This is a genomic window from Arthrobacter sp. P4_F10 (assembly GCF_056401435.1).
The window spans coordinates 58,321-74,231 of record NZ_JBFUJJ010000014.1; the positions used below are offsets into that span (position 1 = coordinate 58,321).

Here is a 15,911-nt window from a genome sequence, read left to right on the forward strand (position 1 = left end):
CACGCTTGGTAAACTGTCGGCACCGAACCTAACAAATGACCCGCCTGCTCCAACTTGCTGACAATCGACTTTTCTGACGTTGCGGAGATACCAGTGATCACAGTCCTTGCCGTGCACTTTGCGGTGGCTGCTGTGGCCCCGCTGCTGTTCCGAAAGTTTGGCAGGAATTCGTTCTTCGCCCTGGCCGCGGTCCCCGCGGCCTCCTTTATCTGGCTGCTCCTGCAGCATGAGGCAGTGTATTCAGGTCCAGACGGGGCGATCACGGAAGTGGTGCCCTGGATTCCCGGGCTGCAACTCGATCTCGCGTTCCGGATGGACGCCCTGGCCTGGGTCATGTCCCTGCTGGTGCTGGGGGTGGGTGCGCTGGTGCTGGTCTATTGCGCCCGCTACTTCGAGAACAAGGACGAGTACCTCGGCGGTTTCGGGGCCCAGCTCCTGGCCTTCGCCGGTGCGATGTTCGGCCTCGTTACCGCCGATGACCTCCTGCTGATGTTCATCTTCTGGGAACTGACCACGGTACTGTCCTACCTGCTGATCGGCTACGCCCGCACCCGGCTCTCCGCTCGGCGCTCGGCGCTGCAGGCGCTGGTGGTGACCACGGCCGGCGGGCTGGCCATGCTTGTGGGGCTCATCATCCTCGGTTCGACGGCCGGAACCTACCGGATCCAGGCCATCGTGGACGAGGCACCCGCCCTTGTCGCCGGCCCCGCGGGCGGGGCCGTGAGCGCCGCCGTCGTCCTCATCCTGATCGGTGCGATCACCAAATCCGCCCTGGTGCCGTTCCACTTCTGGCTCCCCGGCGCGATGGCTGCCCCCACACCCGTCAGCGCGTACCTGCACGCCGCGGCCATGGTGAAGGCCGGGATCTACCTGGTTGCCCGGATGGCCCCCGGATTCGCGGAAACCGCGCCCTGGCTGCCGATCGTGCTCGGCCTGGGCCTGGCCACCATGCTGGTGGGCGGCTACCGGGCCCTGCGGCAGACCGACATCAAGCTCATCCTCGCCTACGGCACCGTGAGCCAGCTGGGCTTCATGATCATGGTGGTGGGCCTGGGCACCCCCGAGGCGGCGCTCGCCGGGCTAGCCTTGCTCCTGGCGCACGGGCTGTTCAAGGCCACGCTCTTCCTGGTGGTGGGAATCATCGACCACCAGGCCGGGACCCGGGACATCCGCGAGCTCTCCGGCGTCTACGGCTCGGCCCGGGCACTGGCGATCGTCGCGGCGATCGGCGCGGCCTCGATGGCGGGCGTACCCCCGCTGGCCGGCTTCGTCGCCAAGGAATCGGTGTACGAGGCCTTCATCCAATACAGCTCGGAGTCCGGGACCGGGCCCTGGCTGCTGGGAGGTGTGGTCCTGGGCTCCGTCCTGACCTTCGCCTACAGCGCCCGGTTCATGTGGGGCGCCTTCGCTGTCAAGCCCGGCGTGGAGCCCACGTCCTTCAAACCGATCAAACCCGCCTTCCTGGCCGCGCCTGCGATCCTGAGCCTCCTCACGGTCCTTTACGGACTATGGCCCGCCCCCGTGGACGGCTGGATCCAGCCCTATGCGGAGCTGTTTGTGGACGGCTCCACGTCCTCGCCCGGGCACCTGGCGCTGTGGCACGGCATCACCCCGGCCCTGGGGCTGACCGCGGTGACGTTCGTCCTGGGCCTGGCCATGTTCTACGGCCGCAACGCCGTGGCCCGGCTGCAGGCACTGGTGCCGGGCTGGATCGACAGCGACCGCGCCTACCAGCACACGATCGGCGCCCTGGACGACGCCGCGGTCTGGATCACCGGCCGCACCCAGCGAGGCTCGCTGTTCTTCTACCTCTCGGTCATCCTGACCGTGGCGTTCGTCCTGCCGCTGACGGCGCTGTTGATGGCCAACAAGCCGCTGCCGGAGGGTCTGTATTTCATCGATCCCGGTGCGCCGCTGCAGTTGGTGGCCGGCGCCGGGATCGTGATCGGGGCGCTGGCCGCGGTGCGCGCCAACAAACGGTTCCTGGCCGTCCTGATGGTGTCCGTCACCGGCTACGGGATTGCCCTGATGTTCGCGCTGCAGGGGGCCCCGGACCTTGCCCTGACCCAGATGCTGGTCGAAACCATCATCCTGGTGGCGTTCGTGCTGGCCATGCGGAGCCTTCCGCCGGGGCTGCGGGACCGCACCGGCGGCAGATACCGGGTCATCCGCGTGGTGATCGGCCTGGCCTTCGGCGTCACCATGATCTTCGTGGCCATCTACGCCCTCGGCGCCCGGGTGGCAGCGCCGGTCTCCCTGCAGTTCCCGCAACTGGCCTATGAAGGCGGCGGCGGCCTCAACGTCGTCAACGTGACCCTGGTGGACATCCGGGCCTGGGACACCTTTGGCGAGATCTCCGTCCTTGCCCTGGCCGCCACCGGCGTGGCCAGCCTTATTTTCGTCCGGGGCCGCGGCGACCGCCTCCAGACGTCCGCGTCGGTCGAGGAAGGGACCGTGGGCCGGCGGACCGGAGCCAGGGGCAGCACCAGGGATGATGCCGCCCTGGCGATGAACCGGCGGTTTGCTGCCGCGACGCGCGACGCCTGGCTGGTGGCCGGCCGGACCCTGGCACCCGAACGCCGCTCGATCATCTTCGAGGTGGTCACCCGCCTCATCTTCCACTCGATCATCGTGTTCTCCCTCTATCTGCTCCTCGCCGGCCACAACCTGCCCGGTGGTGGCTTCGCCGGTGGCCTCACCGCCGGCCTCGCCCTGACCATCCGCTACCTGGCAGGCGGCCGCTTCGAACTCCGCGAAGCCACGCCCGTCGGCGCCGGCACCCTGCTGGGGATCGGCCTGGCCACGGCGGCGGCCGCCGGAATGACTCCGCTGCTGCTGGGCGGCCAGGTGTTCCAGAGCGCCATCGTGGAGCTGTGGCTACCGGTCTTCGGTGACATCAAGTTCGTCACCTCGACCATCTTCGACATCGGTGTGTACATCGTGGTGGTCGGACTGGTCCTGGACGTGCTGCGCAGCCTCGGTGCGGAAATCGACGAGCACTTCGAAGAGCCCGCCGAGCCCTCCGAAGACGAGGACAGCGGCGGAGTCCCCGCCGGGGCCCCCGTCGAGGCCGACGACGCCGAAACCACTTCCAGGGGGAGAACATGAGCGTCAACCTGACCCTGCTGACGGTCATGGGCGCCCTCTACGCCTGCGGCATCTACCTGATCCTCGAACGCAGCCTCACCCGGGTCCTGCTGGGCCTCATGCTGCTGGCCAACGCCACCAACCTGCTGATCCTCGCCACCGGCGGCTACGCCGGGCTGGCGCCGATCTTCGACAAGGACACCCCGGCGGGGGACTACAACGACCCCCTGCCGCAGGCCCTGATCCTGACTTCGATCGTGATCTCCTTCGCCGTCACGGCGTTTATGCTGGGCATCATCTACCGCACCTGGGTCCTGGCCCGCCAGGATGAAATCCAGGACGACGCCGAGGACCGCCGCGTCGCAGAAACGCCCAGCTTCGATGCCGAGGACGACTCCGTGATCCCGGCCGAGACGTCAGAGTTCCCGCTGGCCATGGTCGGCTCCGACGGCGCCGGAACCATAGACAAGGCCACAGCCTCCGCTCCCGCTCCCGGCACAGGGGGCGGCACGGCCGCGGTCATGTCCGGTGACCGCCCCGTGCGGGCCGACAAGGCCGCCTCTGAAGAGCAGCCCGGTTCCCTGAACGTTGACCCCAGCCCGGAAGGAGGCGAAGAGTGAACATCACCAGCTTTGCCCCGCTCGCCGTCGTACTCCCCATCCTGGGCGCCGCCCTGACGTTCCTGCTCATCCATCACACCCGGGCCCAGCGCGCGATCAGCATCGCCGTCCTGACCCTGACCCTGCTGCTGGAGTGCTGGCTGCTGGCCTCCGTCTGGGAAGGCGGGACGGCCGCGGTGGACATCGGCGGCTGGCTGCCGCCCTGGGGCATCGTGCTGGTGGTGGACCAGTTCTCCTCGCTCATGCTCGTGGTGTCCTCGACCGTGAGCCTTGCGGTGCTGATCTACGCAACGGGACAGGGCATGGCCGACGGCGACCGCGACGCGCCGGTCTCGATCTTCCACCCGACCTACCTGATCCTCGTGGCCGGGGTGTCGAACGCCTTCCTCTCCGGAGACCTCTTCAACCTCTACGTCGGCTTTGAGATTCTGCTGACGGCCAGCTACGTGCTCATCACCCTCGGCGGCACGGGCCCGCGCATCCGGGCCGGCGTGACCTACGTGGTGGTTTCCGTCGTGTCCTCGGTACTGTTCCTGATCGCGATCGCCATGGTCTACGGCGCCACCGGAACCATCAATATGGCGGATCTCGCCATCAAGCTCGGGGACCTCGACCAAGGCACCCGGACGCTGCTGCACGTCATGCTGCTGGTGGCCTTCGGCATCAAGGCCGCCGTCTTCCCGCTGTCCTTCTGGCTCCCCGACTCCTACCCCACTGCACCGGCCCCCGTCACCGCGGTGTTTGCCGGGCTGCTGACCAAGGTGGGCGTGTATGCGATGGTCCGCACGGAGACGCTGCTTTTCCCGGGGGATGCGCTCAACGCCCCGCTCATGGTCGCGGCGCTGCTGACCATGGTGGTGGGTATCCTCGGCGCCCTGGCCCAAAGCGACATCAAGAGGCTCTTGTCCTTCACGCTGGTCAGCCACATTGGCTACATGGTGTTCGGCCTGGCCATGTCCACGGTGGCCGGCCTGGGCGCCGCGGTGTTCTACGTGGCCCACCACATCACCATCCAGACCAGCCTGTTCCTGGTGACCGGCCTGATTGAACGCCGCGGCGGCAGCTCATCCATGGACCGCGTGGCCGGGCTGGCCAAGCTCTCCCCGGTCTTGGGGGTCCTGTTCTTCATTCCCGCCATGAACCTGGCCGGAATCCCGCCGTTCTCGGGTTTCCTGGGCAAGCTGGGGCTGCTACAGGCAGGCGTCGAACTGGGCACACCGCTGGCCTACGCCCTGGTGATCGGTGGCGTGCTGACGAGCCTGCTGACCCTGCTGGCTATCGCGAGGGTCTGGAACCGGGCGTTCTGGCGCAAGCCCGAGGACGCTGAGCACCCCGATCCGGTGCTCCTGGCGGCACCGGCCGACTCCGCCACCGGGGACCGGGCCGGGAGGACGAACGTGACCCTGCTGCCCCGCACCATGGTGGGCTCCACCCTGGGCCTGGTGGTCTTTGGCGTGGCCCTGACCGTCTTCGCCGGGCCGCTGTTCAGGGTGGCCGACCAGTCCGCCGAGGAGATGCTGGACAGGTCCTCCTATATCCAGGCCGTGCTTGGCGAGGACGCGCCGGTGCCGCCGGTGCCTCCGGCGGCCCAGCCCGGGCAGGGCGAGTTGCAGGGTGGCGGCAAATGAACCGGAAAAGGATCTCGCTGCGCCAGGAACTGCCGCTGCTGGTGTGGCTCGTTTTTGTCTGGGGCGCGCTGTGGCAGAACTTCAGCCCGGGCAATCTCCTCTTCGGGGCCCTCATCGCCGTGCTTGTGGCGCGCATCTTCTATCTGCCCCCCGTGGAGCTCGGCGGCCGCTTCAACGTGCTCCGCGCCGTGCCCTTCGCCCTCATCTTCCTCGGAAAGGTCGTCGCGGCAAGCTTCCAGGTCCTGTACCTCGCCGTGGTCCGCGGCCCCAACGTGGTCAGCGCCATTGTCGCCGTGCCGCTTCGGAGCCATTCCGACCTCCTGGTCACTGCCACCGGGCATGTGATCTCGCTGATTCCGGGATCCCTCGTGGTGGAGGTGGACAGGTCAACGTCCACGCTCTACATCCACGGCATCAACGTCCGCAATGCCGAGGACGCGGCCAAGCTGCGCAAGGAGGTCCGGGACACCGAGGCCGGGCTGATCAGGATCATGGGGACCAAAGACGAACTGTCCGCCCTCACACAGGAGATCGCCGCATGATGCAGACCGTCCTGACGGTGACCGCCGTCGTACTTTCCCTGGCCGCCGCGGGGGCGATCGTCCGGATCGGGCGGGGCCCCTCGCTGCTGGACCGGGTTCTCGCCGCCGACGTGCTGCTGGCCATTTTCGGGGCGGCCCTGTGCATCGACATGGCCGTCAACCGGCACCTCAACAACCTGATGCTGCTCGTTGCGATTTCCCTCATCGGGTTCGTCGGCTCGGTCACTGTGGCCCGGTTCGTGGCTGAGAGAAGGGAGAGCGTCCGTGAATCCTGAAACAGTGATCGATGCCGTCTCCGCCGTGTTCATGGTGACCGGCGCGCTCATGTCACTCGGCGCCGCGATCGGGCTGTTGCGGTTCCCGGACCTCATGAGCAGGATGCACGCCGCCACCAAGCCGCAGGTCCTCGGCCTGTTCCTGCTGTTGGCGGCGCTTGGCCTGCAGATGCGCAGCTGGTGGGTGTGGCCCGTCCTGGTGGTGGCCTGGCTCTTCCAGCTGCTCACCGTCCCCGTGTCGGCCCACATGGTGGGCCGGGCCGGCTACCGGACCAAGCACCTGCATCCGGAGCTGCTGAGCTCCGACGAGCTCGAGGCCGTAGTTCAACAGGCAGCGGGCCAGCAGGCGGCCAAACACGGAGTGGACGACGACGACGAAGCCGGCCGCTGAGCCCGTTCGGTGACCGGCGCGGCAGCCCGGCACATCGACCGACGCTTCGACCGACGCTTCGACCGGCGCCGCCGCTAGTCGAGTCCGGTCAGACGATGTCCTGGGTCTTGGCGAAGCGGGTGATCGCGCGCTGGGTGCCGCGGTTGGCGAGCACCTGGATGATGGCGCTGACCGATGCGGAGATCAGGGCGAACGTCAGGGCCGAGCGCAGCGTGGTGGGGACGTCGTCGTCGTGGCCCTTGGGCGGCTTGTTGCCCGTGGACTTTTCCCAGATGGTGTCCACCAGCTTGGTGCCGGCAAAGCCGGCCAGGAGGCTGATGCCGGTGCCGAGCAGCTTGATGATGATGTTCATTCTTCGGTCTCCTTGGGACGGGAACTGGGTCTCTCCCTAGCCTAGCGTTCCGGTGTGAGGACCATCCGCAGGGCCTCGACCACGAGTTCGTGGTCCGCCTTCTGGGGCAGGCCGGAGACGGTGACGACGGCGACGGCGCCCGTGCCGCGCACGTAAATGGGGAACGCCCCGCCGTGGGCGGCGAACTCCGTCTGGTCCCACCAGGCGTTGTCCTCGATCATTCCGCCGGCAGCGCGGGCCCGGAGGCCCACCAGCAGGGACGGGACCTCGTACCGCATGGCGGTCCGCTTCTTGGCGTTGATCCAGCGCTCATTGTCCGGCGTGGCACCGTCCAGCGCTGCGTGGAAGAGCACCTGCTCGCCCTTGGTGATGTCGACCGCGATGGGCAGCGAGCGTTGCCTGCCCAGCTCGACAAGGAGGAGCCCGAGGTCCAGGGCGTCGTCCTTGCTGAACGACGCGAACTGGAGCGCGTCCATCTCGGCCAGTACCCGGCCGATGAGCACCGCCAGGGATCCCTGCGGCTGCGGCTCCCTCGAGTCAGGGTCGTATTCCCCGGAGGGATCTTGTGTGGCTGGTGTCTGCGTCAAAATAATCCAGCTTTCCGGTGGGTGACGAGGCCGCCCGCTGGCGGGTCCGGGTGTCCGACACGTCGACTCTACCAAGCGGGGCGTTCCCGGCCGCGGAGACCTGCTTTGCCCCGTCCCGGATTGTGACGGCACACCACTGAAAACCCGGCCCTCCGGGTGTAAACTGAGCCAGCCCACAAGGGCGAAACAATTTACGACAGGGGAGCGCCGCCGTCGGGCATCACCGGAAAAATCCGGGGAAACCTTAGGTGGGCGCTGAGAGTGCGGGCAGCCGCAGACCCTCGAACCTGATCCGGTTAGTACCGGCGCAAGGGAGTCGAGTTCTCAGGGTGCGCGGAGGGCGGCGGAAGCCGAAGCCGGCCGGAGCACCCTCCCCTCCTGTTCCTCAGGAGGACGACATGACAGATATTTCAGCACAGCATGGTTCCGCCAGCCCATCATCGGCCCGGCGCAACTACACCTGGCGTGTGGTGGACATTGTGGTGGCCGCGTTGATCGCCGTTGCCGGCGGCGTCATCTTCTGGGCCTGGTCCCAGGGCGCGAACCTCATTTCGGTCCCGGTCAACGCGCTCTACCCGCCGCTCAGCGGACTCTACGCCGGCGGCTGGATGATCCCGGCGGTGCTGGGCATGCTCATCATCCGCAAGCCGGGCGCAGCGCTCTTCTGCGAAACCGTCGCGGCCACGGGCGAGCTCATCATGGGCTCGCAGTACGGCACCACGGTGCTGATCTCCGGCATCCTGCAGGGCCTCGGCGCGGAACTGGTCTTCGCGGCCTTCCTCTATAAGAAGTTCAACCTGCCGGTGTCCCTGCTCGCCGGAGCCGGCGCGGGCCTGTTCTGCGGCCTCAACGATTCCTTCCTGCCGTGGGGCTGGAACATCGCCTACGCAGCCGGGGACAAGCTCGCCTACATCGCCTTCACCACAATCTCCGGCGCAGTGATTGCCGGCGGACTGTCCTGGCTCGCCACCCGCGGCCTGGCCAAGACCGGAGTGCTGGGCTCCTTTGCCTCCCGCAAGGCCGCCACGGAGCCTGTTTTCTCCTGATCGCTTCTCCAGAACCCTCTTATCCTGAACTCTGCAGAGCACCCATGAGATCTTCAACAGGCGTCCGGCCGGCCGCCGTCACGGCCCGCGGCTGGGGCTGGCGGCACGCCGGAAGGCCCCGGCCCGCCGTCAGCGGCCTTGAGCTGGACATCCGGCCGGGGGAGCGCGTGCTCCTGCTGGGCCCCTCCGGCGCCGGCAAATCGACGCTGCTCCACGCCCTGGCCGGCGTGCTGGGCGACGGCGCGGCCGGCGCCTCGGGGCCGGCCGGCGACTCCGAAGACTCAGACGAGACCGGAAGCCTGCTGATCGACGGTGCCCCGCCACGGGCGCAGCGCGGCCGCGCCGGGCTTGTGCAGCAGGACCCGGAAACCCAGGTGGTGCTTTCCCGCCTCGGCGACGACGTCGCCTTCGGTGCGGAGAACCTCGCCGTCCCGGCGGCGGAGATCTGGCCGCGCGTGCGCGAGGCACTCGACGACGTCGGGCTGGGCCGGCTGCCGCTGGACCACCCGACGTCGGCACTCTCCGGCGGACAAAAGCAACGGCTGGCGCTCGCCGGGATCCTTGCGATGCGGCCGGGGCTGCTGCTGCTCGACGAGCCGACCGCCAACCTCGACCCCGCCGGCGTCCTGGAGGTCCGCGACGCTGTGGGCCGCTGCCTGGACAAGACCGGCGCCACCCTGGTGGTCGTGGAGCACCGGGTGGGGGTCTGGAAAGACCTGGTGGACAGGATCGTGGTGCTGCAGCCCGGGTCCGCCACGGACTCCGCCGTGCTGATTGACGGACCGCCGGACCGGGTCCTGGCCGAGGCGCGGGACATGCTCATCGGTGCGGGCGTCTGGGTGCCGGGCTACGTCCCGGCGACGCGGTTGCGGCTGCCGGCACGGGACGCAGGTCAGCTCCTGCTCGCGGCCGACGGGCTCGCGGTGTCACGCGAGCGGCCGCGGCGGGCCGGGCTGCGCGACGGCTTCCGCACGATCGCGCCGCGTCCGGTCCAGTCCGGAGTTTCCGTCCAGGTCCACGCCGGCGAGGCCCTGACCATCACGGGACCGAACGGCGCGGGGAAGTCCACCCTGGCGCTGACGCTGGCCGGGCTCCTGCGGCCCGTTGCCGGAACGGTCTCGGCCGCGCCGAAGCTCAGCGGTGATGCCGGAACCGATCCGTACCGGTGGAAGGCCCAGCAGCTGATCGCCAGGATAGGCACCGTGTTCCAGGAACCCGAGCACCAGTTCGTCACCGGCAAGGTCCTGGACGAGCTCATGTTCGGCCCCCGCCACCTCGGCTACGGCGCAGACCGCGTGGACGAGCTGCTGGAACGGCTGCGGCTCAGCGAACTCGTGGAGGCCAACCCCTACACGCTTTCCGGCGGCGAGAAGCGCCGCCTTTCGGTAGCCACCGTGCTGGCCGCGCACCCGCAGGTGCTCGTCCTGGACGAGCCCACCTTCGGCCAGGACGCCAATACCTGGGCCGAACTCGCCTCGTTCCTGTCCGAGCTGCTCGACGCCGGCACCGCCGTCGTCTCCGTGACGCATGACGCCGAATTCAGCGCCGTCCTCGGCGGCACCGAACTCCGACTCCGGCCGCGGGAAACTGCCGCCGCGGATGCTCCCGGCCCGGATCTTGAGCTGCCGGAGGGGGCCTCGCCATGAGGGACGCACTGAGCCTGCGCGGCAACCATGCGCTGCTGACCCGCGCCAACCCGCTCGCCAAGTTCACCGCGGTCACCCTGATCACGCTGGTCCTGGCGCTGTCCATTGACTGGGTCTCGGCGTCGGTGGCGCTGGCCTTCGAACTGCTGCTCCTGCCGCTGGCCGGCCTGACCCTGGCCTTGCTGTGGCAGCGCGGCTGGCCGCTGATCCTCGCGGCGGCGCTGGGCGGCTGGAGCACCGCCATCCTGGCGCCCGACGCCGGATCCGTCCTGCTCGACGCCGGGATCTGGTCCATCAGCGCCGGTTCCCTGCAGCTGGGGATCGGCTTCATGCTCCGCGGGCTCGCGATCGCACTGCCTGCGGTGCTGCTGATGAGCTGCACGGACCCCACAGACCTTGCCGACGCCCTGGCCCAGAACGCAAAACTGCCGCACCGGTTCGTCCTGGGCACCTTGGCCGCCATGCGGCTGGTCGGGATCATGGCCGAGCAATGGCAGACGATCGGCATGGCCCGGCGGGCCCRCGGCGTGGGATCGAGCGGCAACCCCTACCAGCGGTTCCGCGCCGCCCTGGGCCAGAGCTTCGGCCTGCTGGTGCAGGCGATCCGGAGCGCTTCACGGCTCGCGGTGACCATGGAGGCCCGCGGGTTTGGCGGCGCGGCGCGGACCTGGGCCAGGCCGTCCACGTACAGCGGACTCGACGTCTGGGTACTGCTGGGCGGACTGGGCATCGCGGCAGCCGCCGTCGCAGCGGCCCTCGGCTCGGGCACCTGGAACCTCGTCTTCCTCGCGCGCCAGTAGCGCGCCGCCCACTGTTTCCGGCACCGCAGCGCGTCGCAAGCCACCGGTTATCGCATGATGCGGGTATCCCTGTGAGATTAACGGCACTCCGGCGGGAATGCCGGGGGTTAATAAATCATCCGTGATATTTTCGGGACATGACTCAACCGACTGCTGAACACGTAGGCCTCCTGCTCCGCGAAGCCCGCGGCGCGAAGGGCTGGACCCAGGGACAACTCGCCGCCGAGCTCGGCACCAGCCAGAGCGCCATCGCCCGGATGGAACAGGGCAAGCAGAACCTGAGCCTGAAGATGATCCAGCGCCTGGAGGCGATCGTCGGACACAGCATCGTCAAGGTGGGCCGGCCCCAGATGACCCACCTCCGTGTCGAGGGCGGCCGCACACTCGCCGGCGCGGTGGACGTCAACAGCAGCAAGAACGCCGGCGTCGCCCTGTTGTGCGCCAGCCTCATCAACCGCGGCACCACCACCCTGCGCCGGCTGGCCCGGATTGAGGAAGTCAACCGGATCGTGGAGGTGCTGACCAGCATCGGCGTCGAGTGCACCTGGCTCAACGCGAACGACCTCCAGATCCGCCGCCCCGCGGTCCTGGACCTGGCATCCATGGATGTGGAGGCGGCCCGCCGGACCCGCAGCGTCATCATGCTCCTGGGCCCGCTGCTGGACGAGGCCGACACCTACCGGCTGCCCTACGCCGGCGGCTGCGACCTCGGCACCCGCACCGTGCAGCCGCACATGCAGGCACTGCGCCAGTTCGGCCTGAGCGTGGAGGCGAAATCCGGGTTCTACGCGGTGCAGGCGCCGCCGTCGGACGGTCATGACCGCTCCTTCGTGCTGAGCGAACGCGGCGACACCGTCACCGAGAACGCCATCATGGCCGCAGCCCACCGCCGCGGCACCACCGTCATCCGCAACGCCAGCCCCAACTACATGGTGCAGGACCTCTGCTTCTACCTGCAGATGCTCGGCGTGGAAATCGCGGGGGTTGGCACCACCACGCTGGAGATCACCGGCCGCCCGTCGATCGACGCCGACATCGAATACTTCCCGTCCGAGGACCCGATCGAGGCGATGAGCCTCATCACCGCCGGCATCGTGACGAACTCGGAGGTCACCATCCGCCGCGTCCCGATCGAGTTCATGGAAATTGAACTCGCCACGCTAGAACAGATGGGCCAGCGACTTGAGGTTTCCGGGGAATACTTTGCCCGCAACGGCCGCACCCGCCTGGTGGACGTCACCACCAAGCCCTCGGAGCTGCGGGCGCCGGAGGACAAGATCCACCCCATGCCCTTCCCCGGCCTGAACATCGACAACCTGCCGTTCTTCGCGGTGATCGCCGCCAACGCCCACGGCCAGACCATGATCCATGACTGGGTCTACGAGAACCGGGCCATCTACCTGACCGAGCTCAACAAACTGGGCGCCCAGGTGCAGCTGCTCGATCCCCACCGGATATTCGTCAACGGGCCCACCAAGTGGCGTGCCGCCGAGGTTGGCTGCCCGCCGGCCCTCCGCCCCGCCGCCTGCCTGCTGCTGGCCATGCTGGCGGCCCGCGGCGTCTCGGAGCTGCGGAACATCTATGTCATTGAGCGCGGCTACGAGGACCTGGCCGAACGGCTCAACACCATCGGCGCGAAGATCGAGTACTTCCAAGACTGATCCCAGACTGATCCCGTGTTGGTGTAGGGGCGTTTCTGCGGATCGTGACGCACAATAGATTCATGCGCACATTCGGCGTGGAGGAAGAACTGCTGATAGTGGACCCCGAATCGGGGATGCTGCTTGCCCTCGCCGACCTGATGCTGCCCAGCCTGGTTCCGCCAAAGAGGCAGGACGCCGCCCAAGTTCTCCCAGGGCAGCAACCGGTCCACGAGGGCGCCGACTTTAGCTACGAGCTCAAACTCGAACAGATTGAGACCCAGACGCGGCCCTGCCTGGACTACGCAGAACTTCTCCGCCAGCTCAGGCAGAGCCGGGCCCGGGCGGACCAGGCCGCCCGCGCGCATGGCGGCCGCGTCGCAGCCTTGGCCACCTCGCCCCAAGGCGCAGCCACGCACCTCACACCGAATCAGCGGTACATGACCATGCAGGAACGCTTCGGGCTCACGGTCCGGAACCAGCTGACCTGCGGCCTCCACGTCCACACCTTTGTGGAGTCCCCGGAGGAGGGCGTGGCCGTGATGGACCGGATCCGCGACAAGCTTGCAGTGCTGCTCGCCCTCAGCGCGAATTCCCCGTACTGGAACGGCGCGGAGACGGGATTCGAAAGCTACCGCACGCAGGCGTGGAACCGCTGGCCGGGGTCAGGCCCCACCATGATCTTCGGCAGCCTGCCCGTCTACCGGCGGCTGGTCACCCGGCTGGTGGAAAGCGGTGTCCTGATGGACGAGGGGATGGTCTATTTCGATGCACGGCTGGCCCGGTTGCATCCCACCGTGGAAGTCCGGGTCGCCGACGTCTGTCTGCGGGCCGAGGACGCGGCGCTGATCGCCGTGCTGGTGCGCGCCCTCGTGGAGTCCGCGGCGCGGGAATGGAACGACGGCGTCGACCCCGCCCCGGTGCCCACGCTGCTGCTGCGGATGGCCGCGTGGCAGGCCAGCAATTGCGGACTCCGCGGACAGCTCCTGGACTTCGGAACGTTCACCCCGGCCCCGGCCGCGGATGTGGTCTGGGCCCTCGTGGACTTTGTGGCCCCCGTGCTGGAGGAGCAGGGCGAGCTGGATCTGGTGCGCGAAGGCGTCGACAGGATCCTGACGGAGGGCACCGGCTCGCAGCTGCAGCGGGGCCCTCACCGGGAAGGCGGGCTGGCCGCCGTCGTCGAACGGGCCGTCGAGGTGACGACCCAAGGGGCTGCCACCGGGGAACCGCTCGGCGGGAACGTGCCCCTGGACCGGCTGCACCGGGGCTGAACCGGATGGCCGCACGGCCTTCCACGGTCTCGACGGCGACGGTGTTCCCCGGCGAGGAGGCCTTCGGACTCTACCGGTGGTCCAGGGCTGGCCAAAGAATCTGAATATCAATGGTCTGAGGCGAAAGGGCGCCGGTCTTGATGTGGGGCTATGGCATGAATATGGGCTGGATGTGGCTGTGGGGCAGCCTCCTGCTCGTTGGAATAGCGGTGCTGGTATTGGTCGCGGTGCGCATGTTTGCCGGAGGCGGGAGTCAGGGCGGGATGCAGGGACCGCCGGGGCCCTACCCGGGCAGGAGCCGGGCCCGGCAGATCCTCGATGAACGCTTTGCCCGGGGTGAGCTGACCGCGGAGCAATACCGTGAGCAGCTAAAGGTTCTCGCCGAGGACCAGTAGTGCGCCCAATGAGCCGCCGGGATGCGCTCCTGCTGGGAGGCCTCGGCACGGCAGGCATCGTCGCCGGCGGGGCCGGGCTCTGGTGGACGGTGAGCTCCCGGTTCTCCCCCGTAGCGGGCGCTGAGTTCACTGAGCCGGAGGCGCTGCGCAGCAGCAGCGGACGGCTGCAGGTCCGGCTCGAGGCTTCCCCGGGTTCGGTGCGGCTCGGCGGCCAACAGGCATCGGCGCTGGGCTACAACGGAGGAGTACCCGGCCCAACCCTGCGCTTGCGGGGTGGAGACGTGCTGGCCGTCGAGCTGGTCAACAGCATGGCCGTCCCGACCAACCTGCATGTCCACGGACTCCACGTCTCTCCCCAGGGCAACGGAGACAACGTGTTTGTTGTGGTTCAGCCGGGCCACTCGTTCAGCTACGAGTACCGCCTCCCCGCGGACCACCCGCCCGGCGTGTACTGGTACCACCCCCACCATCACGGCATGGTGGCGGATCAGATATTCGCTGGCCTGTTTGGCGCGATCATCGTCGAGGACCCTGACCCCGTGGCCACCAGCCGGGAACGTGTCATGGTCATTTCCGACATCACCCTGGACGGGTCCGGGACCGTCGCCGACGCCTCGCCGATGGACAGAATGACCGGCCGGGAAGGTGACCTCGTCCTGGTCAACGGACAAAGCAACCCGAAACTCTCCGCCCGGCCAGGCGAGCGTGAGCGGTGGCTCATCGTGAATACCTGCGTGGCCCGCTACCTGCGGCTGCGCCTGGATGGGCAGCAGATGCAGCTTCGCGGCATGGACTCCGGCCGCTACCCCGCGCCCGGGACTGTGGACGAGTTGCTGCTGGCGCCGGGCAACCGTGCGGATGTCCTGGTCACAGCGGCCGCGGGCGACGCCACTCTCAGGGCTGCCTACTACAACCGTGGCGGCATGGCCGGCATGATGGGACCGGCAGGGCCAGCGCCAAACGGCGGCCAGGGCACAGCGGACATCGTGCTGGCGACGCTGTCGGTGTCCGGCGCCCCGGCCCMGGCTCCACCGGCGGTGCCAACTCAGCCTGCGCCGGCGGACCTGAGGAACGCGGTCGTTGCCGCGCACAGGCAGCTGACCTTCGCCGCCGGCGGCATGGGTATGGGGATGGGCATGATGAGCTTCACCATCAACGGCCGCGAATTCAACGCAAGCCGGACCGACACCACCGCGGCCGCGCAGACAGTGGAAGAGTGGACCCTGATAAATCCCAGCCCGATGGACCATCCTTTTCATCTGCATGTCTGGCCGATGCAGATCATCGAGGCACGAGGCACCACCCAGGACGCACCCCTCTGGCGGGACGTCGTCAACGTGCCCGCCAATGGACAGGTGAAAGTCAGGATCAATTTCAAGGATTTCGCCGGCCGCTCCGTGTACCACTGCCACATCCTGGACCACGAGGACCAAGGAATGATGGGAGTGATCGAGGTCCGCTAGGCACGGCAGCACGTGTCCCGGCAACGGCCCGGCCAACACCCGGCATGTAGCCTTAGCCTGTCCGACATCCGATCACTGCTGTCCGGAGGGAGAATGCCATGGCCGCAGCGTTCATGCACCATGCCGCAGCCGCGCTTCGCCGCGGATTCCTGCTCGTGGGCTTGCTTG

General features: G+C 68.2%; 15 protein-coding genes and 1 riboswitch. Of the genes, 13 read left to right on the forward strand and 2 right to left on the reverse strand.

The window, feature by feature from the left end; all coding sequences use genetic code 11:
* The first annotated feature begins 93 nt into the window (after positions 1-93).
* Genes AC1DR1_RS14845 through mnhG form a run of 6 tightly spaced genes read left to right on the forward strand, consistent with a single transcriptional unit; the run spans position 94 to position 6,543 of the window.
* Positions 94-3,108: a Na+/H+ antiporter subunit A gene (locus AC1DR1_RS14845; RefSeq protein ID WP_476992808.1), complete on the forward strand. Its 3,015-nt coding sequence runs from the start codon at positions 94-96 to the stop codon at positions 3,106-3,108.
* Positions 3,105-3,707, forward strand: coding sequence for a Na(+)/H(+) antiporter subunit C (locus tag AC1DR1_RS14850; RefSeq protein ID WP_364748687.1), 603 nt, complete (start codon positions 3,105-3,107; stop codon positions 3,705-3,707). Before AC1DR1_RS14845 ends, AC1DR1_RS14850 begins: the two co-directional genes overlap by 4 nt.
* Positions 3,704-5,335, forward strand: a complete 1,632-nt coding sequence (locus AC1DR1_RS14855) for a Na+/H+ antiporter subunit D (RefSeq protein WP_476967012.1) — start codon at positions 3,704-3,706, stop codon at positions 5,333-5,335. Before AC1DR1_RS14850 ends, AC1DR1_RS14855 begins: the two co-directional genes overlap by 4 nt.
* A complete protein-coding gene (locus AC1DR1_RS14860) occupies positions 5,332-5,877 on the forward strand; it encodes a Na+/H+ antiporter subunit E (RefSeq protein ID WP_229993113.1) in 546 nt (181 codons plus the stop codon). The genes AC1DR1_RS14855 and AC1DR1_RS14860 overlap by 4 nt, the downstream gene beginning before the upstream one ends.
* The gene (locus tag AC1DR1_RS14865; RefSeq protein ID WP_090579929.1) at positions 5,874-6,152 is read left to right on the forward strand and encodes an MrpF/PhaF family protein; all 279 of its coding nucleotides are present in this window, start codon (positions 5,874-5,876) and stop codon (positions 6,150-6,152) included. The genes AC1DR1_RS14860 and AC1DR1_RS14865 overlap by 4 nt, the downstream gene beginning before the upstream one ends.
* Positions 6,142-6,543: a monovalent cation/H(+) antiporter subunit G gene (gene mnhG / locus AC1DR1_RS14870; protein WP_290369343.1), complete on the forward strand. Its 402-nt coding sequence runs from the start codon at positions 6,142-6,144 to the stop codon at positions 6,541-6,543. The genes AC1DR1_RS14865 and mnhG overlap by 11 nt, the downstream gene beginning before the upstream one ends.
* Before the next feature lie 88 nt (positions 6,544-6,631).
* Here the strand turns inward: mnhG and AC1DR1_RS14875 are convergent, their stop codons facing one another.
* A complete protein-coding gene (locus AC1DR1_RS14875) occupies positions 6,632-6,895 on the reverse strand; it encodes a DUF4235 domain-containing protein (protein WP_229993114.1) in 264 nt (87 codons plus the stop codon).
* A gap of 41 nt (positions 6,896-6,936) precedes the next feature.
* Entirely contained in the window at positions 6,937-7,482 is a 546-nt protein-coding gene (locus AC1DR1_RS14880; protein WP_229993115.1) for a heme-degrading domain-containing protein, read from the reverse strand.
* A gap of 188 nt (positions 7,483-7,670) precedes the next feature.
* Positions 7,671-7,814: riboswitch (TPP riboswitch) on the forward strand.
* Between the two features lie 66 nt (positions 7,815-7,880).
* Between AC1DR1_RS14880 and AC1DR1_RS14885 the strand changes: the two genes are divergently transcribed.
* From AC1DR1_RS14885 to AC1DR1_RS14915, 7 genes are all read left to right on the forward strand, one after another.
* Positions 7,881-8,528 (forward strand): ECF transporter S component, encoded by a 648-nt coding sequence (locus AC1DR1_RS14885; RefSeq protein ID WP_476992809.1) that lies wholly within the window; start codon positions 7,881-7,883, stop codon positions 8,526-8,528.
* Between the two features lie 44 nt (positions 8,529-8,572).
* Positions 8,573-10,174 carry an ABC transporter ATP-binding protein gene (locus AC1DR1_RS14890; protein WP_476992810.1) on the forward strand — a complete coding sequence of 534 codons (1,602 nt, stop codon included), beginning with the start codon at positions 8,573-8,575 and terminating at the stop codon, positions 10,172-10,174.
* The gene (locus AC1DR1_RS14895; protein WP_476992811.1) at positions 10,171-10,974 is read left to right on the forward strand and encodes an energy-coupling factor transporter transmembrane component T family protein; all 804 of its coding nucleotides are present in this window, start codon (positions 10,171-10,173) and stop codon (positions 10,972-10,974) included. The genes AC1DR1_RS14890 and AC1DR1_RS14895 overlap by 4 nt, the downstream gene beginning before the upstream one ends.
* A 137-nt stretch (positions 10,975-11,111) precedes the next feature.
* Positions 11,112-12,635, forward strand: a complete 1,524-nt coding sequence (locus AC1DR1_RS14900) for a UDP-N-acetylglucosamine 1-carboxyvinyltransferase (RefSeq protein WP_476992812.1) — start codon at positions 11,112-11,114, stop codon at positions 12,633-12,635.
* Between the two features lie 62 nt (positions 12,636-12,697).
* Complete coding sequence (locus AC1DR1_RS14905) at positions 12,698-13,885, forward strand: glutamate--cysteine ligase (protein WP_229993120.1); 1,188 nt, start codon at positions 12,698-12,700, stop codon at positions 13,883-13,885.
* A 137-nt stretch (positions 13,886-14,022) separates the two neighbouring features.
* Positions 14,023-14,280, forward strand: a complete 258-nt coding sequence (locus tag AC1DR1_RS14910; RefSeq protein WP_476992813.1) for an SHOCT domain-containing protein — start codon at positions 14,023-14,025, stop codon at positions 14,278-14,280.
* Positions 14,281-14,288: 8 nt separating this feature from the next.
* A complete protein-coding gene (locus tag AC1DR1_RS14915; protein ID WP_476992814.1) occupies positions 14,289-15,743 on the forward strand; it encodes a multicopper oxidase family protein in 1,455 nt (484 codons plus the stop codon).
* Positions 15,744-15,911 lie beyond the last annotated feature (168 nt).